We start from the raw sequence: 19,873 nt of genomic DNA on the forward strand, positions 1-19,873 counted from the left end.
CAGCTTGAGAGCCAGAAACGACTTAATCCCCTCCGTCCCCTTTTTGCTCAGACCTCGCGCAGGGCGGTGGTGATCGGCAGGCGGGCGGCGCGCAGGGCGGGGAACAGGCCGCCGACCAGGCCGATGCCGAGTGCCCATTTCAGGCCGCTCCACAGCAGCTCCGGCGAGACGTGGAACTTGAACACCACGGCGCTGAAGTTGCTGCCGATCGTCGATACGCTGTAGCCGTTGAACAGCAGCCACGCCACCGCGCAGCCCAGCAGGCCACCCAGCAGGGCCAGCAGCATCGTTTCCAGCATCACGGCGGTCACCACGGGCAGGCCGCGGAAACCGATCGCTCGCATGGTGGCGATCTCGCGGGCGCGTGTGGCGACGGCGGCATACATGGTGTTCAGCGCGCCGAACACCGCACCGATGGCCATGATCGTGCCGATCACCTTGCCCAGGATGTTGATCAGGGTGGTCAGGCCGCCGCCCTGCTTGCTGTAGTAGACCCGGGTGGTTTCCACGTCGAGCTTCAGCCGGGGATCGCCGGCGACCGCTGCCTTGAACTGTTCGAAACCGGCCTTGCCGTCGGTGCGCACCGTCACCGACTGCAGGGCACTCCGCTGGTAGGTGGTGGCCAGCGTATCGACGTCGGTCCACAGCTCCGAATCGTGCGCATCGCCGGAGGCGAACACGCCCACCACTGTCCACGTCTGGTTGCCCAGGTTCAGCGTGCTGCCCACGTCCATGTCGCGGAACTGGGTCTTCGCACCTTGGCCGACTACCATCTCGCGCTTGCCGCTGGCGAACTTGCGGCCTTCGATGATGCGCACCTTGTCGTGCACCGCCCAAGCCATGTCGCCCACCCCGCGGAACTGCGCGTTGACATCGGTGCCGTCGGACTTCGATACCAGGTTGACCACCTGTGACAGCTCCGGCGACAACAGGGCGCGTCCCTTGTCGTCTCGCGCTACGCCGGGCAGGGTCGACAGCAGCGGTACCTGCGTGCGGGTGATCACCGAGTTGGTCTCTGCCTGCGAGCCGCCACGCAGCACGATGGCGGTGGTGTCATCGCCGGTACTGTTGAGCGTGGCCTGGAAGCCGGCACCCATTGCCAGCATCGCCACCAGTACGCCGACCACGCCAGCGATGCCGACCACGATCACCGACGAGGCGCCCCAGCGCTGCGGCAGGCTGGCGATGCCGATGCGGGTGGCCGCCAGCGCAAGCCGTCCACTGCGGCCCAGCAGCAGCCACAGCGCCAGCAGCACGGTGACGGCCAGCACGCCCCACCAGGGCAGCCAGACCCAGAACGCCAGGCCGACCGCGAGCGCGAACAGCATCGCGGCATTGAGCAGCCACTTCTTCAGGGTGTTCTTCATGGTCATGTCCTCAGCGTCCGGCCAGCGCGTCGACGATCTTCAGCCGCTTGGCGCGCAGCGCCGGCAGCAGTCCGACCACGATGCCGATCACGATGATCAGGGCGATGCCCACCAGCCACGTGGCGGTGGGTACATGCGGCGGCAACAGGCCGCGCGTCTGTGGCGCCAGTACCGGCAGGATGAGCGCAGCCAGACCCATGCCGATCGCACCGCCCAGACCGACCAGCAGGATGGCTTCCACCATCACCAGGGTCAGTACGGTGCGGTCCTGGAAGCCCAGTGTCTTCAGCGTGGCCAGCTCGGGTATGCGTTCGCGCACGGCCTGCGCCATGGTGTTGCCGGTCAGCAGCAGCAGGGTGAAGAACACCGCGCCCATGATCGACGTAACGATCATGCCGATGTCCGCGAACTGCTTGACGAAGGCCTGCTGGAACGCCGATTCGGTCTGGGTCTTGGTCTCATGGTCGGAGTTGGCCGAGATCGCATCGATGGCCTGGGCGACGCGCGAGGCGTGGTCCGGATTGTCCAGGGTGATGGTGTACCAGCTCACCTGGCTCTTGATGTAGTCGTTGGACTCATCGAAATATTTCCAGTTCATCACCAGCTGCTGCTCTTCATTGCCGGCCACGGTGCGGTCTTTGGAGCGGAACGTGCCGACCAGCTCCAGCGGCCAGTCATTGCTGCCACCGCGCGGGAAGATGGTGGCCTGCAAGGGAATGGTGTCGCCGACCTTCCAGCCGAACTTCTTCGCCAGGGATTCGCCGACGATGGCGCCGGTCCGTGTGTCCTGCCAGCGCTTCAGCTGGTCGGGGGCGACCTCCAGCTCGCGGTAGATGTCGAAGTAGTTCGGTGCCACCGAGAAGTTGGGAAAGAAATCCTTGGGATCGCGGTAGATGCCCCCGAACCACATGCCGTAGGTGACGTCGCGTACGCCGGCGACCTGCCGGATCTGTGCATCCAGGCGGATCGGCAGCGACTGGGTGATGGACAGCCGCGAGGCAGTGATCAGCCGATTGGCGCCTTCCACGCTGCCGCCCGCAGTGAACGCCACGCGGACCGAATCCAGCATGCCGAACAGCAGGAAGGCCGCTACCACCGACAGCAGGGTCAGCAGGGTGCGGGTGCGGCTGCGGAACAGCTGCGCCCAGACCAGTGAGAAGTATTTCATCAGCGTGCCCTCGGTCAGTGCGCCAGCGGTGCGGCGGCAAGTTCGCCCTTGTCCAGGTGCACGGTATGGGTCGCGTACTCGGCGGCCTTCGGATCGTGGGTGACCATGATGATCGTCTTGCCGTGCTCGCGGTTGAGCTGCTGCAGCAACTGCAGGATCTCTTCGGCGGACTGGCGGTCAAGGTCGCCCGTGGGCTCGTCGCAGATAAGGAACGTGGGGTCGGACACGATCGCGCGCGCGATGGCCACGCGCTGCTGCTGACCACCGGACAGCTCGTTGGGGCGGTGGCTGCGGCGGTCCGCCAGGCCGACCAGGGTCAGGGCGATTTCCGCGTTGCGCTTGCGCTGGGCCGCGTTGAGGTGGGTCAACAACAAGGGCAGCTCGACGTTCTTCTGCGCGGTCAGCATCGGCATCAGGTTGTAGAACTGGAAAACGAAGCCAACGTGGTGGCTGCGCCAGGTGGACAGCTGGCCGCCGCTCATCTGGTCGATGCGCTCGTCTTCGATGGTGATCTCGCCGTCGCTGGGCGAATCCAGTCCCCCGATCAGGTTCAGCAGGGTGGTCTTGCCCGAACCGGAAGGCCCCATCAGCGCGACGAAGTCGCCCTTCTCGATGTCCAGGTCGATCCCGTGCAGGACCTTCACCTGCTCTGGTCCGCGCTGGTAGGTCTTGATGATGTTGCGCAATGAAACCAGGGTCGACATGCCGATTCTCCAGATGCGGTTGTAACGGCCGCTGGCCGTCAGACAGAAAACCTACGGTTGTTCCTTTACCTTGCTGCCGTCGTGCAACGCGTCCGTCGGATCGATGACCACCGCCTCGCCAGCGCGTACGCCCTGCAGGATCTGTCGGTCTGCGTTCAGTGCCAGCCCCGGGGTCACCGTGCGCTGCTGCACGCGGTCATCGGCCAGCACGAACACCACGCTGCCTCCGTCGCGCTGCACGACCGCCGTGGCCGGGATGCGCACGCCCTTCGGCCTGTCCTGGGTGTCCGCCTTCGGCTGCTCCAGGAAGCTCACCCGCACGCCCATCTCCGGCACGATGCGTGGGTCGCGGGTCTTGATCGATACACGTACCTTGACCGTCGCCTTGCCACGGTCCGCCGTGGGAACGATGGCAATCACCTCCGCCGGGATCTTCCAGTCCGGGTAGGCATTGAGCGTGGCCTCGACCGGCATCTTCGGCTGCACGCGGCCGATGAAGGCCTCGCCGACCTCGACTTCGATCTCCAATGAATCCATGTCCACGATGGTGCCGATACCGGTACGGGTGAAGCCACCGCCTGCCGACAACGGCGATACGATCTCACCCGGCTGCGCCGCCTTGGCGGTGACCACCCCGGAGAACGGTGCGCGCACGATGTTGTTGTCAACGCCGAGGTCGGCGATGGCCAGCTGGTTGCCCGCCACCTGCACGTTGCGTTGTGCGGTATCCAGCTGCGCACGCAGGCTGTCGCGCTGGGCGATGGACTGGTCGAACTGCGAACGCGACACCAGCTGCTGCCCGACCAGGGACTGCAGGCGGCCCGCTTCAGCATCCGCCTGTTTCACCTGCGCCTGCAGTCCGGCCACCTGGCTGCGCGCCGCCTGCACCTGCGAGGCAGACAGGTCGCGCTGGGCGCCCGCATCGATCGGGTCCAGCGTCGCCATGATCTGGCCTTCCTCGACGCGCATGCCTTCTTCGATCATCACCTCGCGGACTTTGCCGGTGATCTTGGCCGATACCGTGGCCATGCGCCGTGCGACCACGTAGCCACTGGCATCAAGCACCGATGAGGCAGTGCCCGCCCCGTCCAAGGCCACTGCGGGTGCCGTCTGTACCTCAACGGCCTGCGGGCGCAGCATCCACACCGCCGCGGCGATACCGAGCAGCACCACCACGGCAATCACGATCCACAGCCAGCGGCGGCCACCCGGCGTGGGCGGCGGCGGCGTCTTGCGATCGATGCGAAGTTCTTTCAGGAGTTCACTGGAGGCGTTCATAGGGACCATGACGATGGATCGAGCGGAGTGTGACCCCCCGGTCCCCGAGGGGCAAACGGGAGCTCCGGTGCCAGCACAGAATGCGCGCTCCTGCGTTGCCGGTGCAGTGACAGCTGTCACCTGATATGGCTGACGGCGGGCACTGCGTGCCACAGGCGGAAACCGCGAAGCTGCCAGCATGATCCACGATCCATGCAGACCACCGCCCGCCCGCCAGGATGCCCCGCATGCACACGCCCTCCGTTACACCGCTCGCTTCACTGGACACCGTAAAGGTGACCTACCGCGCTGCCCCGGCGCTGCGTGGCATCAGCCTGCAGGTGCACGGCGGCGAGGTGCTTGCGCTGCTGGGTCGCAACGGGGCGGGAAAAAGCACCGCCATTGCCGTGCTGCTCGGCCTGCGCCATGCCGACGCCGGCACCGCGGTGCTGATGGGCGGAGACCCACAGTCGCGGCGCCAGCGCGCGCAGGTGGGGGTGATGCTGCAGAGCACGGCGCTGCCGGAGAAACTGCAGGTCGGCGAACTGGTCGATCAGTTCCGTGCCAGCTATCCGGATCCCCTGCCGCTGCAGGAGGCGCTGGCAACGGCCGGTATCGAATCCCTGCAGCATCGCCGCTACGGCCAGCTGTCCGGCGGTCAACAGCGGCGCGTGCAGTTCGCCATCGCGGTCTGCGGCCGGCCGCACCTGCTGTTCCTGGACGAGCCGACGACCGGGCTGGACGTCGATTCCCGACAGGTGATGTGGAAAGCGATCCGCCGCCTGGTCAGTGACGGCTGTGGCGTCGTCTTGACCACCCACTATCTGGAGGAAGCCGAAGCCCTGGCGGATCGGGTGATCGTGCTGGAGCAGGGACGGGTCCTTGCCGATGGGCCGATCGCCTCGTTTCGTCCACAGTTGGCACCGCGCCGCATCCGTTGCCGCAGCGCCCTGCAGGTAGACGTCGTGCGGCACTGGCCTGGCGTGCGCGAGGTGCAGCGCGACGGTGCGTACCTGCAGCTGCTGGCCGAACCGGCCGAAGCGGTGGTCGCGCGTCTGCTGGCCGACGACCCGCAGTTGCAGGAACTGGAGGTCCGTGGCGGCGGGCTTGCCGAAGCCTTCGTCGAAATGACCCAGGAGGCCGCATGAACGCCACGTCCCGGACGTCCACCGCTGCGGCGCGTCGTCCTGCCACGCGCGCGTTGGCGCCCTATGTCGCCGAGCTCAAGGCAGAGCTGCGCCGTACGTGGCGCACGCCGGCCTTCGTGTTGCCGTGCCTGCTGTTCCCGGTGCTGTTCTATCTGATGTTCGGGGTGTTGCTGGGCCGCGGCCACGCGGCGCGTTACCTGCTGGCGACCTACTGTGTGTTCGGTGCGATGGGACCGGCGCTGTTCGGTTTCGGCGTGCAGTTTGCTCTTGATCGCGCCGGTGGCCTGTTGACCCTGAAACGCGCCTTGCCGGTGCCGCCGTTGGCGCCGCTGCTGGCGCGCCTGCTGATGGCGGTGATCTTCGCGCTGATGGTTGCGGTATTGCTGATTCTTGCCGCGCGCCTGCTGGGAGGGGTGCAGCTGGCCCCAGGGCAGGTCTGCGGACTGCTGGGCGTGGCGGCGCTGGTTGCCTTGCCACTGGGTGCGATCGGCCTGTTGATCGGGACCTGGGTCGGTGCCGATGCCGCCCCTGCCGTGGTCAACCTGGTCTACCTGCCGATGGCCCTGCTGTCAGGTCTGTGGGTGCCGTTGTCCGCGCTGCCCACGGTGTTCAGCACCTTTGCGCCGTTATGGCCGACGTGGCATGCGGCGCAGCTTGCGTTACCGGTGATGGGCGAGCCGACCAGCGGCAGCGCGACCGTGCACGTACTGGTGCTGGTCGCGGTGACGGTGTGCTGTGCACTGCTTGCCTCTCGCCGCCTGCGCCGCATCGGCTGACATGGCATGATCGGCCGCGACCGTCCCCTGCTGGAATCCCCCGTGCCATTGAAGTGGCTTTCCCCCCTCGTGCGCCCTGCGCCGGATTCCGCTGCAGCCGATCATCGCCGGCGGGGACAGTCCGCCTGGAGTGATTACATCCACCTGTTATGGACGTCGTGGGTGTTCCTGACGCCGCTGTTCGGTGGCGGCTACACCGCGCGCTGGGGGGTGCTGACGCTGATCAGCTACCCGACGTTCCTGTTCCTCTATGCGCGCACGATGCTGTCGCCGCGCCACCACGCGCCCCGCTACGCCTTGGCGATGGTGGCGTTGAGCCTGGTGCTGGTGCCGTGGTATCCCTCGGGCATCAGCTACTTCGTGTTCGGTTGCGTGATGCTGCGCGTCTGCCGCAGCGGCAGTACCTGGCGCTATGTTCTGCAGTTGCTGCTGCTCAATGCGGTGTATGTCAGCACGGCGTATCTCTCGGGGTGGGCATGGCAGAACCTGGTCTGGATTCCCTTCATGTCGGTGGTGATCGGGCTCATCTCCAACACCGAGTCGCTCAACAGGGACCGCGACGCGCAACTGCAGCTTTCGCAGGACGAAGTACGGCGCCTTGCCGCCACCGCCGAACGTGAGCGCATCGGGCGCGACCTGCACGATCTGCTCGGCCACACCCTGTCGCTGATCACATTGAAGCTGGAGCTGTCGCGCAAGCTGTACGATCGTGGCGACGCACGTGCCAGGCTGGAGATGGGCGAAGCGGAAGATATTGCGCGGCAGGCGCTTGCAGAGGTGCGCAGCGCCGTCACCGGATTCCGCTCCAGCGACCTTGCCGGTGAGCTGGCATCGGCACGTCTGCTGCTGGAATGCCAGCAGGTGCACCTGGCGTACCAGCCGCCGCCGCCCATGCCGCTGGAAACCGAGCGGGCGCTGGCCCTGGTGTTGCGCGAAGCGGTCACCAACATCGCCCGCCACGCGCGTGCCGGCACGGCGCAGGTCGACTTCGAGCGTGTGGGCAACACCCTGCGTATGCAGGTCTGTGACAATGGCCGCGGTGGAGTGACGCGCGAAGGCAATGGTCTCGCCGGAATGCGTGAACGCATCGTGGCACTGCAGGGCACGATGCAGATCAGTACAACGCCGCAGGGCGGCACCTGCATCGCGGCCAGCGTGCCGATGCCGGTAACGCCCAAGGGAACGGACCGTGTGCCTGCCCCCTTTCATCCCACGTCATCCAGGGAAGCATCATGATCCGGATCGTATTGGCCGAAGACCAGGCCATGGTGCGCGGTGCCTTGTCGGCGCTGCTCGGCCTTGAGCCGGATATCGAGGTGCTGGGCAGTGCAGCGGACGGCGAAGCTGCATGGCGCATGCTGCAGCAGGTGCAGCCGGACATCCTGGTCACCGACATCGAAATGCCCGGACTGACCGGACTGGAGCTTGCCCAGCGCATCGCACGGCAACAGCTGCCGATCAAGGTTGTGATCGTCACCACCTTCGCGCGTACGGGTTTCCTGCGCCGTGCGTTGGATGCCGGCGTGCTCGGCTACCTGCTGAAGGACGCACCGGCTGACCATCTCGCCGACGCGCTGCGGCGCGTACAGCAGGGCGCCCGTGCGATCGACCCGCAGCTCGCCCTGGACGCCTGGTCGCAGGCCGACCCATTGACCGACCGCGAGCGCCGCGTGCTGCGCCTGGCCGGCGAGGGTAAGACCGCCGGCGAAATCGCCACCGACCTCGGCCTTTCACACGGCACCGTACGCAACTACCTGTCCGAGTGCATCGGCAAGCTGGGCGTCGCCAACCGCATCGAAGCCTACCGCCTCGCCCGCCAGAAAGGCTGGCTCTGAAAAAAGGGGACGGAGGGGATTAAGTCGCATCTGGCCCAACAGTGCCAGATGCGACTTAATCCCCTCCGTCCCCTTTTTTTACTTCCTGGGGCCGCGGGCCATGGACGGGAACACGCCGTCGCGGCGGATCCAGGCGTGGTACAGCGCGGCGCCGATGTGCAGCAGCACCGTGGCGAACAATACGTAGGCGAGCAGGCTGTGTGCGCTGCGTAGTGCGGTGTAGACCGCCGGGGAGTGGGGCGCGATCGCGGGCAGGTTCATCCCGCTCCACAGCACGACGGGATAGCCACCGGCAGACAGCATCGACCAGCCGATCAAGGGCATCGCCAGCATCAGCGTGTACAGCAGCCAGTGCGAGGTCTTGGCGGCCAGGGCCTGCCACCATGGCAGGTCTGCCGGTAGCGGCGGTGGACGGTGACGCAGGCGGTTGTACAGACGCAGCAGCACCAGCAGGCCGATCGCGATGCCCAGTGGACGATGGATATCGACCAGCATTGGACGCAGGTGCAGCGAGGCCACCATGGTCACGCCGATGAACAGCATCGCGAGGATCATCAGCGCCATCGTCCAGTGCAGCACCCGTGCCAGCAGATTGAAATGACCGGTGCTCTTGTCAGGCGTGTTCATCGTGCGACCCCTGCATCATTGCCGGCCTGGCCCCGCGCACTCTCGCGCTCGCGGCGGTTGAACGAATGGGAGTACACCGCGGAGCGTGTCGCCAGAATGGCGTCATCGCTGCCCTCGATACCTGCAGGCAGGATCAACGGATCGAAGTTGAGGTCGTTGCAGGCGCCGCCGGCCTGCGGCTGCAGGTGGTCCAGGGTCAGTACGCCCGCCTGCACGTGGCGGCGCTCGCTCGGCCACGGCGTGGACGGATCCTCGATCGCGTCACCGGCATCGGCCAGCGTGACGATCAGGTTCCAACGCACAGGCCCCTGCGCGAGACGCTGCTGGAACTCGTCCGCCAGATAGTCCAGTCCCGCCGTGCGCCGGGCCTGCTCGTCCAGTTCGACGACCGGCGCTTGCGGCTGCCAGCTCCAGCGCACGGCCTGTCGTGTGCCGTCCGCAGCAGTGAACCAGAAGCTGTTGACGCTGTTGAACGTGGTGTTGGCCCAACTGTTCGACCAGGGTGCGGTCTTTGCCCATTGCTGGAACGCGCGTGCGCTGGGGTACTTCGCCAGCACGGCGGCCATCTTTGCCGGGTCGGGCTTGCCCGTTGCCGGGTCGGGTAGCTGTGCGCGGGTCTGTTCGAGGAAGGCCTCCGGCGTAGGTACCGCGAAGAACGGGAAGCTGTTCATCGCCATCCGCCACTCCTGGCCATTCTGGCTGATGAGTTGCAGCGCGATGCTGCGCACGCGGGCCTGCGCATCGGCGCCATGCGGGTCACCGCCGCCGATCGACAGCCGGCCCAGCACCGGGACGCGCGGCTGCGCGAAAACCTCGGCCTTGGACAAGGCGGCCCCCTCGGGCGAACCGGTAAACCAGCCGCTGACGCAGACGCCTTTGCTGTGCGCGCGGCGGAAGCCGGGGTGCGCGGCGCCGGTGGCCTCGATGGTGTCGGTGAGCTTCTGCGCGGTAGGCCGATCGCGACCGATCCAGCCGGCCAGCCAGGCGAAGGCCAGCGCCACGATGCCCAGGATCATCGCGATCAACGCGATCCAGGGCAGCGGCGAATGCGCTCGCGGGCCACGCGGTGTCCCGCCATGGCGGGTAAAGCGGAACAAGGGCATTGGCGGTTCCTGCCTGGCAAGAGACTTGCGGGGGTAGCGCCATCGTAAACAGAAAAGGGACGGAGGGGATTAAGTCGCAATCGGTCTGAACGGGCCAATCGCGACTTAATTCCCTCCGTCCCCTTTTCGGGGTTCAGGCGTAGCGGGTCTTCAGCATGGCCCACGCCGAGCGCAGGGCGAGGGCTTCGCCGCCGGCCGGGCGGCCGGGGCGTTCGCCGTCGTTCCAGGCGTACACGTCCAGATGGGCCCAGCGCTGGCCCTCGGCCAGGAAGCGCTCGAGGTACAGCGCGGCGGTGACGGCGCCGCCCATCCGCGAGCCGGCGTTCGCCAGGTCCGCAATGCCGCTGTGCAGGTAACGCAGGTACGGCCGCCACAACGGCATGCGCCAGACCGGATCGCGCGTCTGTTCGCCCGCCTGCAGCCACTGCTGGGCCACGGCATCGTCATTGCTGAAGAGTGCGGGCAGGTCCGGGCCCAGCGCGATGCGCGCCGCGCCGGTCAGGGTGGCGAAGTCCAGCACCAGGTCCGGCTGCTGCTCGCTCGCGTACGTCAGCGCGTCGCCCAGGATCACCCGGCCTTCTGCGTCGGTGTTGTCGATTTCCACGCTCAGCCCCTTGCGGGTGGCGATCACTTCCCCAGGACGGAAGGCATCGGGCCCGATCGCGTTCTCCACCGCTGGCACCAGCAGGGTCAAGCGGACAGGAAGCGCCTGCGCCATCACCAGCCCGGCCAGCGCCAACGCGTGCGCGGCCCCGCCCATGTCCTTCTTCATGTTGCGCATGCCATCGGCCGGCTTGATGTCCAGCCCGCCGGTATCGAAGCACACGCCCTTGCCGACCAGCACCAGCGACGGATCGCTTTCCTTGCCCCAGCGCAGCACGATCAGCCGCGGGGCGCGATGCGATGCACGGCCCACCGCATGGATGGCCGGGAAGTTCTGCTGCAGCAGCGCATCGCCGGTGATCGCTTCGACCTGCGCGCCGTGCGCCTGCGCCATGGTGCGCGCCGCGTCTTCCAGCTGCTGCGGTCCCATGTCTTCGGTAGGGGTGTTGACCCAATCGCGGACCCGCAGGCTGGCGTGCACCAGGGCAACGACTTCCGCCGACGGACTGGCCAGCAGCTGGGCCGGTGCGCGGTTGCGCTTGCGGTAGCGATCGAACCGGTAGCTGCCCAGGCCCCAGCCCAGCTGCAGCAGCTCGTGCTGTGCGGCATCCAGTGAGCTGGCCAGCTGCCACACGCTGCCCTCTGGCAACGCGTGCGGCGCATGGGCGTAGCTGTATGCATCGGCGGCGTCACCGATGCCGATCACCGCGCCGGCGATGCCCTGCTCACCAGGCAGCAGGGCGACGCTGTGCGCGCTGCCGTTGAAGCCCTGCGCCTGCAGCCATGCCTGCATGGCCGGCGGTTGGCCAGCGTTCCAGTCCTTGAAACCGGCGCGGTCCAGCACATGCAGGGGCAGCGCGTGCTCGGACGCGGCAACGAAACCGACGATATCGCTCATGGGTCAGGAACTCCTGGTGGCGGTGGCGGCGACGTTGGCATCAAGCCAGTCGGCCAGCCCGGTAAGGGTGTCGAACTGCAGGTCAGGCTGCAGCGAAGGGTGGTTCCAGGAAGCGGCCTCGCGGTTGATCCAGCAGCCACGCAGGCCCGCGGAGATGGCACCGGCTACGTCCATGTCGATGTGGTCGCCGACATGCAGCACGTGCTCCGGCGCCACGCCCAGCCGCGCGCAGGCGGCGTGGAAGATGCTGGCCACCGGCTTGGCGGCGCCGTGCTCGCGCGCGCCCAGCTGGAAGGCGAACAGGTGCGATACGCCGATGCGCTCCAGGTCCGCATTGCCATTGCTCAGCGCGGCCACGGGCACTTTCGCGGCGATCCGCTGCAGCGCCTCCAGCGCATCCGGGTAGTACTCCACCTGGTTGCGCGCGGCATGGAACGCTTCGTACGCCGGCTCGACCAGCGCGAGGTCGGCGCCGCTGGCCTGCAGCGCCTGCTGCAGCGTCAGGCGCCGCAGCGCGCTGAGGTCATGGTGCAGGTGGGGGTTGTCGACGTACGCACGCTCGCGCAGCTCACGCATGGCCGCCAGCGGGAACATCGCCGCGGTGGCCGGGCTGTGTTCCTGCATCCAGTCGTGCAGCACGGTGTCGATGCGTGCGCCGATAGGAGCAAAGGGCCACAGGGTGTCGTCGAGATCGAGGGTGATGGCTTGGATGGGAAAGTTCACCCGACCATTCTACGCCCGTCGCAACTGGCTTTCATTCCAGCAGCCGTGACCACCCCTGCATGCCATCCAGCCGCGCCAGCACCAGCTTCACGCACACCAGCAGCGGAACCGCCAGCAACAGGCCGACGAAGCCCCACAACCAGCCGAAGATCATCAGCGCAAGGATCAGCACCAGCGGGGAAATCTTCATCCGCCGGCCCAGCACGATCGGCGTGACCATCTGCCCTTCCAGGGTATGCAGGGCCAGATACGCCGCCGCCGGCAGTACGGCCTCCAGCGGGTCGGGGAACTCGACAAAGCCGACCAGCAGCATCAGCGCGACACCGATCAGCGGCCCCACGTAAGGGGCGAAGTTGAGCAGCGCCGCCGCGGTGCCCCACAGCAGGGCATCCTGCATGTCCAGGCCCAACAGCATCAGCACGCCGGCGAACAGCAGGCCGACCAGGCTGTTGATCACCGAGATGGTGAGCACGTAGCGGGAGACCTCGCGTTCGATGGCGCGCAGGATATCGGTGGTGAAGCGCTGTTGCTGGCGGCTGGGGAACAGGGCGATCGCGTGGCGCTGCAGGTTCTGCCCGTAGATCATGAAAAACAGGGTCAGCAGCACCACCGCCAGCACCGAGGCGAGCAGGCGCGGTGCCTGGGTGATGGCTTTATACGGGTCATCGAGCTGGGTGCGCACCACCTGTACGCGTCGGGTGCCTTCGCCGGCAGCAACGCGGGCGAAATTCTCCGCCGCCTGGTTGGCCTGCTGCACCGGCTTGGTCAGGTTCTGCACCTGGCGTCCGATCTTGCGCAGCTGCTGCGGCGCCTCTTGGGCCCATTCCATCGTCGGTACCACCAACTGCACGGCCAGCGCCGTGGTGGCGCCCAGGCCGAGCACGATCACCAGGATCGCGCCCAGTGGACGCGGCACCCAGATGCGCTGCAGCAGCCGCAGGATCGGATTGCCGACCAGGGCAAAGAACATCGCCAGCAGGATCGGCAGCACGATCGCCTGCGCCGCCCACAGGGTGAACGCCACCGCCAGCGTCGCCAGCACCACGAGGGCGACCGGGGCACGCGGACGGGGGGAAGGAGGGGTGGGCGCTGTCTGCGCCGGACCGGTGGTAAGGGACTCGCTCATCGACGCACCGGCAGGGGAAAGTACGTCATTATCCGCCCGCCGCGATCAACGCGGCGGGGTGACCATGTCAACGTTCGGACAATTCCGTGGCGGCCTCTGCGGGACGCGGACCGGTGCCCGCATCACGCTCCTGCGAGACGCCGGTAGTTCCCGTTCGTGGCGCGTTCCGTGCGGCGGCTGCAGCACCCGCTGCCGCACCGGCCGCCGCCGCCGTTGCCGTCGGGTTGACGGCATCGTCTACTTTCTCCGCGGCCGCATCGGCCTGTTCGGCGGCATCGTCAGCGGTGCCGGCGGCATGGGCGGCCATCGCCGAAGCGAAGGCGGCCTGGCCGCTGGCCACGAGATTGGAGACCGAGCCGACCATCTGCAGCCAGCGTGCGCCGCTCACCTTGCCGGGTATCTCCAGCTTGCCGGCGACGAAACCACTGGCCACGCCGGCCACGATGATGCGCAACGGCGACCAGCCACTGCGCCACACCTGGCTGAGCACGCCCCAGTTGTCCTGGGTGTCCACCAACCGCACGGCGACGACCTGTTCGCAGCGCTTCACGCGGCTGCGCAGGGTGCTGAACTTCATGGCTTGCCCTCCGGAATCTTGACGCCCGCATCCGGATCTTCTTCGCTGGGTTCGTCGAACAGACCCAGCTTGGACAGCTGCCGACGCGTGGAATGCATGCCGGTATGGTGGAAGAAGTAAGACACCCGCCATGCGGCGAGCCCAGTGATGACCAGGCTGAGCACCGACGTCATCAGCAGTGCATGCAGCCATGACATGCCCCAGCTCTGCAGCAGGGCAATGAAGGTGGCCGCCAGGAACAGCCAAGCCGACGCACCGAACACGATGGCCACGCCGGCCCAGGCCAGCGCCCGACCGAATGCGCTGCGCGCAAGCGCGAAGTCCGCCGATGCCAGGCGCCGCAGCGAACGCAGCGAATGCTTCGCTGCGTCGGCCGTTGCGCGGCTGGCACGGGTGACCTCGCGGATGCTTTCATCCAGCGGCGGGGTGGCCGCTGGATCTGGACCGCGTGCGCTGTCTTCGCTTTCGCTCACGCCGCGGCTTACTTGTCGCTACCGCTGTTGGCGAACTTGGCGATCAGCCAGCCAGCCGCGAAGGCCACGCCGAACGAAGCCAGCGGACGCTCACGGATCAGCTCGGCAGCGCTGTCGACCAGGTCCTTGCCCTTGTCCATCAGCGCATCGACCTGTTCCTTGGCGGCGGCACCGCCGAACTCGGCAGCAGCAAGACCGGACAGGGCGGTGTCGGACAGCTCGGCCTTGACGTTGGCCTTGCCGATACGCAGTTCGTCACCTGCCGCGCCAGCGGCACCCTTGATCGCGCCGCCTGCCGCATTGGCAGCCGACTTCAGGTGGGTGGACGCTTCGCCCAGCTGGTCTTTCAGGTTTTCGGTATTGGTGGGGCTCATGAAAAACTCCTGTTCTGTGGGATTGGCAGCCGCCATCCGGGAAGCGGAATGGCCACGGACGACATGGATACCACCGCCCGGGTATAGGGGGCGTTACGGTAGGGCATGCCGTCAGCGCATGACCAACTGCCCACGGGCATTGCCGCGCACGATGCGCAGCACCAGCTGCGGCGGGCGCTGCTGGAAGTTGGCTTTCCAGCTCGCCAGGTCGGCGAACTCACCGGCGCTGGCCTCGGTGACGATGTCGCCCTTGGCCAAGCCGGAAGCGGCAGCCCGGCTGCCACGCGTGACCTCGTTGACCAGCACCCCGCTGATGCCCGACTGCCGCAGTGACTCGGGCAGGTCGATGAACGTGGCGCCGCCCAGGCGCGGATCGAGGGTGTCGCCGGCGATGGCGCGCGCCTGTTCCTTCAACGTCGCCTTCAACTGCAGGGGTTTGCCATCGCGGCGCAGTTCAAGGGCCATGGTGCTGCCCACCGCCGCCAGCCCTTCGATGTTGTGAAGCGCCTGTGCGCTGTCCACCCGCTGTCCGTTGGCGCTGAGCACGACATCACCGGCGCGCACCCCTGCCGCCGCGGCGGCCGATCCAGCCAGCACGCGGCTGACCAGCGCACCACGCGACTCGGACAAGCCCAGCCCCTGCGCCAACTGAGGCGTCAGATTCTGGCTTTCGATACCCAGCGTGCCACGCACCACCACGCCATGTTTGACCAGCTGGTCGACGACGTTGCGTGCCAGGTTGGAGGGGATGGCCAGGCCGAGGCCGATGTTGCCAGCCATGCTGCCCTGCGGATTGAAGCTGGCGGTGTTGATGCCCACCAACTGCCCCTGCAGGTTGACCAGTGCACCACCGGAGTTGCCCGGGTTGATCGATGCATCGGTCTGGATGAAATTCTGGTAACCGAGCCCACGGATGCCGCTGCGGCCGACGGCCGACACGATGCCCGAGGTCACCGTCTGGGTGAAGCCGAAGGGATTGCCGATCGCCACCACGAAGTCGCCCACGCGCAGCTGGTCACTGTTGCCGAGGCTGATGGCGGTGAGCCCATCGGCGGGAATCCGGATCAGCGCGATGTCGGTGTCGGCGTCGGAGCCCAGGAACTCGGCCTTTACGGTGCGCCCATCGGACAGCGTGACCTGCACATCGTCGGCGTTGTCGATGACATGGTGGTTGGTCAGCACCAATCCCTCGGCCGCGTCGATGATCACGCCCGAGCCCAGCGACTCGTTGATCCGCTCCTGCGGGACGTCGGGGAACAGGCGGCGGAAGAACGGATCGTCGAAGAAGGGATTGCGCACCCGCACGACCTGCTTGGTGTTGACGCTGACCACGGCAGGGGTGACTTTCTCCAGCATCGGCGCCAGCGAGGGTACGGGCTGGCCTGCGACCGAAGCCGGCAGCGCGGTCGTCGTCGGGATGCTCACCGGCGCAGGCGCGGCTTCGGCGCGGTTATCCAGGTGTGCGTTGATGCCGGTGGCAACGAAGCCGCCGAAGGCAGCGGCCAGCGCGAGCGTAAGCAGGGTCGGAATCGGTCGCATGGGAATCGTGGTCCGTGCAGGAACAGGTAGTGGATGGAGCGAGCTTGCGTGATCGCGGCGGCAGCGTCGAGACCTGGCGATGCACACCATGCAGTTGGGTGGCTGCGTTGCCCGGGAGGGGCTGCCGCAGTGTCTCCCGCAAGGACTAAACATGCCATGAAAGTGGTCGCTTGCTGCTGGCAAAGTTGCGCAATTCCGCGCAAACACCGATGTCGATGCGCGCTTCGCATGTCACGCCGGGTGCGCTGCAGGCAGGTCCGCTCTGTTGCCTCCGGTACCACGGTATTTGCTGGAAACCAGCATAAAAGCGCTGTTTTATCGATGTTGGTGATCGCGCATGCGGTGCATCTGCGGCACGTAGGGCCCCAACGGTTGCTTGCACGTGCGCAGTTTCCCGTTCCACGATGCAGGCTGCCGGTATAGCATCGCCTCCGTTTTGACATTCCAGCCCCCCAGGAGGGCAAATCATGAGCAACGGTAATGGTGTGACGACGACGCTGAGCGAAACCGTCGAGAACGTGAAAGAAGCTGCAAGCAACGTTGGCGAGACCATCGCCCACACTGCCGAGGACGCCGTGGCTGCGGTCAAGACGACGGCCAAGCGTGTTCGCAAGGCGGCAACCACCCGCGTCGCCGCGGCGAAGAAGTCGGTCGCCAAGGTCGAAAAGGCCGTGGCAAAGAAGGCAGACGATGCAGCCAAGTCGGTCGGCAAGTCACTCTCCAAGGCGCGCCAGAAGCTGGAAACGGCCAAGAAGAACGCCCAGGCTGAAGCCGCTGCGCTGACCAAGACGGTCGCCAAGAAGAAGGCCGCCGCCACCAAGGCCGTGACCAAGAAAGCAGCTGCAGTGAAGAAGACCGCGACCAAGAAGGTGGCCGTAGCCAAGAAGACCGCGACCAAGAAGGCCGCTGTTGCCAAGAAGACCGTCGGCAAGAAGGTCGCCGTGGCCAAGAAGACCGCGACCAGGAAGGCCGCTGTTGCCAAGAAGACCGTCGGCAAGAAGGTTGCCGTGGCCAAGAAGACCGCAACCAGGAAGGCCGCTGTTGCCAAGAAGACCATCGGCAAGAAGGTCGCCGTGGCCAAGAAGGCTGTCGCCAAGAAGTCTGTCGCCAAGAAGGCAGTGGGCAAGAAGACGGCTGTTGCCAAGAAGGCTGTCGGCAAGAAGACCGCTGTCGCCAAGAAGACGGCGACCAGGAAGGTAGCGGTTGCCCGCAAGACCGTTGGCAAGAAGACCGTTGCTGCCAAGAAGGCTGTCGGCAAGAAGTCCGCCGTTGCCCGCAAGACCGTCGCCAAGAAGAGCGCTGTTGCCAAGAAGACCGTCGCGCGCAAAGCCGCACCGGTGAAGAAGGCAGTGGGCAAGAAGACGGCTGTCGCCAAGAAGACCGTTGCCCGCAAGGCCGCACCGGCGAAGAAAGCCGTAGCGCGCAAGGCGCCGGCGAAGAAGGTTGCCGCACGCAAGGGCGCGACCAAGCGCGCCAAGTAAGCGCGTGGCCGTATCCCCTGCCGCCCGTCGGTGGGCAGGGGAGCGGACGATGATGCCGTTGCACACAGCGTGCAGGGCATCATGGGCACCTCCCTTTGCGAGGCATGGCCCGATGCGCGGTCTCGATTTCAGTTCCTGGCAAGCCGTGCTGTCCACCCTGGGTGGGCTGGCAATCATCACCCTGCTCGGCGTAGGCATCCGCCTGTTGGTGATGCAGACCCTGCAGGCACGCCGCGAGCGCGAGAACCGGCAGATCAACGAACGCCTGCGCACGCTGATGGCCGCCTACAAGACGTTGGGCGGATCGTTCACCGGCGACCTGGACGTCAGCCCTGCCCACCTGCGGCAACTGCGCGAGCGCGCGCATGTGGACGGTGTGATGGAACCCGGATCGGATCGGGCGCGTCGCATCCGCGATGCCGTCGAAGCCGCCCTGTCGGACATCCTGCTGCTGGGCACCGACGAGCAGGTGCGGCTGGCGGCCCACGCGGCGACCGAACTTGCGCAGGGGCGACCGGTGCATACCCACGAGCTGGTGCTGTCACTGCGCGACTTCGTCCGTGAGGCGCTGGATCTTGCGCCCATCCCGGCCGGCCTGGCCATTCCACTGCAGGGCCCGACCCGCCCCGCCAGCAGTGGCGGTGGGGCAGGCAAGGGCCGCGGCGATGGCGGCGAACGCGGTGGTGCCGGCAAGGGCGGCGGTGGCGCGGGGGGCGCCGGCATGGGCGCCATGGGGGGCATGGGGGCAGGCATGGCGATGGGTGCGCCCGCCAGCGACGAGCCGGATCCACGCGCACCCTGAAAACGGCCACCCTCTCTTACGGCAACTCGACCACCGGCACGAAGCCGCCATAGATCATCCGCTTGCCGTCGAAGGGCATGGGGTTGGTTGCCGGATCCATGCGCGGGTCGTCCATCATCTTCTTCATGCCGGCATCGCGCGTGGCCTTGTCCGGCCACTCGATCCAGGAAAACACGACGGTTTCGTCGTCCTTGGCCTGTACGGCACCGAAGAAATCGGTCAGCTTGCCGCGCTGGACGTCATCGCCCCAGCATTCGACCACCCGTGTCGCACCGAACTCCATGACCACCGAGTCGCCCGTACGCGCGTGGTCGATGAAAGCCTGCTTGTTCGCCGTAGGTACGGCGAGAACGAACCCGTCGATGTAGCTCATGGCGTTGCTCCTGCTGGCCTGCGGACGCAGTGCCTTCATGGGTATGACGAACCCAGGCGACGGAAATCGACACGCTGCAGCCGCGATGGATGCGCTTTCCCGTCTGTTTACGCCGCGCGGCGGGCGTCTGCCGTGAACGCCCTCTGCACGCTTGGAAATGAAAGGCGCGCGCGTATGCCTGAAAACAGCTGAATACAGCCCCAAAATCACATTTCTGCTTTCAGGATGGGGTTAGGTCAAAAAACGGAAACTTTACATACCCGATGCGACGGCGCTCTGGCGCTGCTGCAACAAAACCAGAAAGACAAGAGGTTGTACCCCCATGAAGACTTCGCTGATTGCCCTGGCTCTGGCCACTGCCCTGCCGTTCGCTGCTTCGGCCGCTGAGAACCTGTCGTACAACTACGCCGAAGCTGATTACGTGAAGACCCAGGCCGATGCGCTGAAGGCCGATGGTTGGGGCGTGAAGGGTTCCTACGGCGTGCTGCCGAACATGCATGTGTTCGGTGAGTACAGCCAGCAGGAACTGGACGCAACCAAGACCGACCTGGACCAGTGGCGCCTGGGCGTCGGCTACAACGTCGAAATCGCGCCGTCGACCGACTTCGTGGCACGTGCGGCTTACAACAACCGCAACCTGAAGGGTTCGAACCTGGACTTCAATGGCTGGAGCACTGAAGCCGGTATCCGTACCGCGTTCGGTGAGCATGCCGAGGTCTACGCGATGGGCGGCTACGAAGATTACGACAAGAAGAAGGGCGTCAATCCGGAAGGCCAGTGGTACGGTCGCCTGGGTGCCCAGGTCAAGCTCAACCAGAACTGGGGCATCAACGGCGACATCAAGATGAACCGTGATGGCGACAAGGAATGGTCGGTCGGCCCGCGCTTCAGCTGGTAAGACCCTGCGCGCGTGCCACGT

General features: G+C 66.5%; 21 protein-coding genes. 7 read left to right on the forward strand and 14 right to left on the reverse strand.

Annotated elements, in window-relative coordinates; all coding sequences use genetic code 11:
- Positions 1–47: 47 nt before the first annotated feature.
- From ABRP17_RS09770 to ABRP17_RS09785, 4 genes are read right to left on the reverse strand one after another with little or no spacing between them, the layout of a single operon-like run.
- On the reverse strand, positions 48–1,367 hold the full coding sequence (locus tag ABRP17_RS09770) for an ABC transporter permease (protein WP_349985849.1): 1,320 nt from the start codon (positions 1,365–1,367) through the stop codon (positions 48–50).
- Positions 1,368–1,377: 10 nt separating this feature from the next.
- A complete protein-coding gene (locus tag ABRP17_RS09775) occupies positions 1,378–2,535 on the reverse strand; it encodes an ABC transporter permease (RefSeq protein ID WP_188325790.1) in 1,158 nt (385 codons plus the stop codon).
- Between the two features lie 14 nt (positions 2,536–2,549).
- The gene (locus ABRP17_RS09780) at positions 2,550–3,239 is read right to left on the reverse strand and encodes an ABC transporter ATP-binding protein (RefSeq protein WP_188325791.1); all 690 of its coding nucleotides are present in this window, start codon (positions 3,237–3,239) and stop codon (positions 2,550–2,552) included.
- Between the two features lie 51 nt (positions 3,240–3,290).
- Positions 3,291–4,517: an efflux RND transporter periplasmic adaptor subunit gene (locus tag ABRP17_RS09785; RefSeq protein WP_349985856.1), complete on the reverse strand. Its 1,227-nt coding sequence runs from the start codon at positions 4,515–4,517 to the stop codon at positions 3,291–3,293.
- A gap of 218 nt (positions 4,518–4,735) precedes the next feature.
- On the opposite strand from ABRP17_RS09785, the gene ABRP17_RS09790 reads away from it, so the two are divergent.
- From ABRP17_RS09790 to ABRP17_RS09805, 4 genes are read left to right on the forward strand one after another with little or no spacing between them, the layout of a single operon-like run.
- Positions 4,736–5,644, forward strand: coding sequence for an ABC transporter ATP-binding protein (locus ABRP17_RS09790; protein ID WP_372486747.1), 909 nt, complete (start codon positions 4,736–4,738; stop codon positions 5,642–5,644).
- Positions 5,641–6,420: an ABC transporter permease gene (locus tag ABRP17_RS09795; RefSeq protein ID WP_188325793.1), complete on the forward strand. Its 780-nt coding sequence runs from the start codon at positions 5,641–5,643 to the stop codon at positions 6,418–6,420. Before ABRP17_RS09790 ends, ABRP17_RS09795 begins: the two co-directional genes overlap by 4 nt.
- Before the next feature lie 6 nt (positions 6,421–6,426).
- Positions 6,427–7,656: a sensor histidine kinase gene (locus ABRP17_RS09800; RefSeq protein ID WP_349985851.1), complete on the forward strand. Its 1,230-nt coding sequence runs from the start codon at positions 6,427–6,429 to the stop codon at positions 7,654–7,656.
- Positions 7,653–8,255, forward strand: a complete 603-nt coding sequence (locus ABRP17_RS09805; protein ID WP_188325795.1) for a response regulator transcription factor — start codon at positions 7,653–7,655, stop codon at positions 8,253–8,255. Before ABRP17_RS09800 ends, ABRP17_RS09805 begins: the two co-directional genes overlap by 4 nt.
- Before the next feature lie 78 nt (positions 8,256–8,333).
- Here ABRP17_RS09805 and ABRP17_RS09810 read toward each other — a convergent pair whose 3' ends face one another.
- From ABRP17_RS09810 to ABRP17_RS09850, 9 genes are all read right to left on the reverse strand, one after another.
- Positions 8,334–8,882, reverse strand: coding sequence for a cytochrome b (locus tag ABRP17_RS09810; RefSeq protein WP_349986448.1), 549 nt, complete (start codon positions 8,880–8,882; stop codon positions 8,334–8,336).
- A complete protein-coding gene (locus tag ABRP17_RS09815) occupies positions 8,879–9,985 on the reverse strand; it encodes a catalase family peroxidase (RefSeq protein ID WP_349986450.1) in 1,107 nt (368 codons plus the stop codon). Before ABRP17_RS09815 ends, ABRP17_RS09810 begins: the two co-directional genes overlap by 4 nt.
- A 133-nt stretch (positions 9,986–10,118) precedes the next feature.
- Complete coding sequence (locus tag ABRP17_RS09820; RefSeq protein WP_188325798.1) at positions 10,119–11,486, reverse strand: M17 family metallopeptidase; 1,368 nt, start codon at positions 11,484–11,486, stop codon at positions 10,119–10,121.
- A 3-nt stretch (positions 11,487–11,489) separates the two neighbouring features.
- On the reverse strand, positions 11,490–12,209 hold the full coding sequence (locus ABRP17_RS09825; protein WP_188325799.1) for an HAD family hydrolase: 720 nt from the start codon (positions 12,207–12,209) through the stop codon (positions 11,490–11,492).
- A 31-nt stretch (positions 12,210–12,240) separates the two neighbouring features.
- Positions 12,241–13,335, reverse strand: a complete 1,095-nt coding sequence (locus ABRP17_RS09830; protein WP_188325800.1) for an AI-2E family transporter — start codon at positions 13,333–13,335, stop codon at positions 12,241–12,243.
- 67 nt (positions 13,336–13,402) lie between these two features.
- Positions 13,403–13,912: a protein sip-5 gene (locus tag ABRP17_RS09835; RefSeq protein WP_349986451.1), complete on the reverse strand. Its 510-nt coding sequence runs from the start codon at positions 13,910–13,912 to the stop codon at positions 13,403–13,405.
- The gene (locus tag ABRP17_RS09840; RefSeq protein WP_188325802.1) at positions 13,909–14,385 is read right to left on the reverse strand and encodes a phage holin family protein; all 477 of its coding nucleotides are present in this window, start codon (positions 14,383–14,385) and stop codon (positions 13,909–13,911) included. The genes ABRP17_RS09835 and ABRP17_RS09840 overlap by 4 nt, the downstream gene beginning before the upstream one ends.
- An 8-nt stretch (positions 14,386–14,393) precedes the next feature.
- Positions 14,394–14,759, reverse strand: coding sequence for a hypothetical protein (locus ABRP17_RS09845; RefSeq protein ID WP_192082094.1), 366 nt, complete (start codon positions 14,757–14,759; stop codon positions 14,394–14,396).
- A 111-nt stretch (positions 14,760–14,870) separates the two neighbouring features.
- A complete protein-coding gene (locus tag ABRP17_RS09850; protein ID WP_188325804.1) occupies positions 14,871–16,298 on the reverse strand; it encodes a Do family serine endopeptidase in 1,428 nt (475 codons plus the stop codon).
- A gap of 467 nt (positions 16,299–16,765) precedes the next feature.
- On the opposite strand from ABRP17_RS09850, the gene ABRP17_RS09855 reads away from it, so the two are divergent.
- Positions 16,766–17,779 (forward strand): histone, encoded by a 1,014-nt coding sequence (locus tag ABRP17_RS09855; RefSeq protein ID WP_349986453.1) that lies wholly within the window; start codon positions 16,766–16,768, stop codon positions 17,777–17,779.
- A gap of 112 nt (positions 17,780–17,891) precedes the next feature.
- A complete protein-coding gene (locus ABRP17_RS09860) occupies positions 17,892–18,581 on the forward strand; it encodes a hypothetical protein (RefSeq protein WP_349986455.1) in 690 nt (229 codons plus the stop codon).
- Between the two features lie 16 nt (positions 18,582–18,597).
- Here ABRP17_RS09860 and ABRP17_RS09865 read toward each other — a convergent pair whose 3' ends face one another.
- Positions 18,598–18,954 (reverse strand): DUF1428 domain-containing protein, encoded by a 357-nt coding sequence (locus tag ABRP17_RS09865; protein WP_349986457.1) that lies wholly within the window; start codon positions 18,952–18,954, stop codon positions 18,598–18,600.
- A 322-nt stretch (positions 18,955–19,276) separates the two neighbouring features.
- Here ABRP17_RS09865 and ABRP17_RS09870 point away from each other — a divergent pair, with 322 nt between their 5' ends.
- Entirely contained in the window at positions 19,277–19,852 is a 576-nt protein-coding gene (locus tag ABRP17_RS09870) for an Ax21 family protein (RefSeq protein ID WP_188325808.1), read from the forward strand.
- Positions 19,853–19,873: the final 21 nt, after the last annotated feature.

Source organism: Stenotrophomonas sp. WHRI 8082, from assembly GCF_040223995.2.
In the GTDB taxonomy this organism is placed as follows: domain Bacteria; phylum Pseudomonadota; class Gammaproteobacteria; order Xanthomonadales; family Xanthomonadaceae; genus Stenotrophomonas.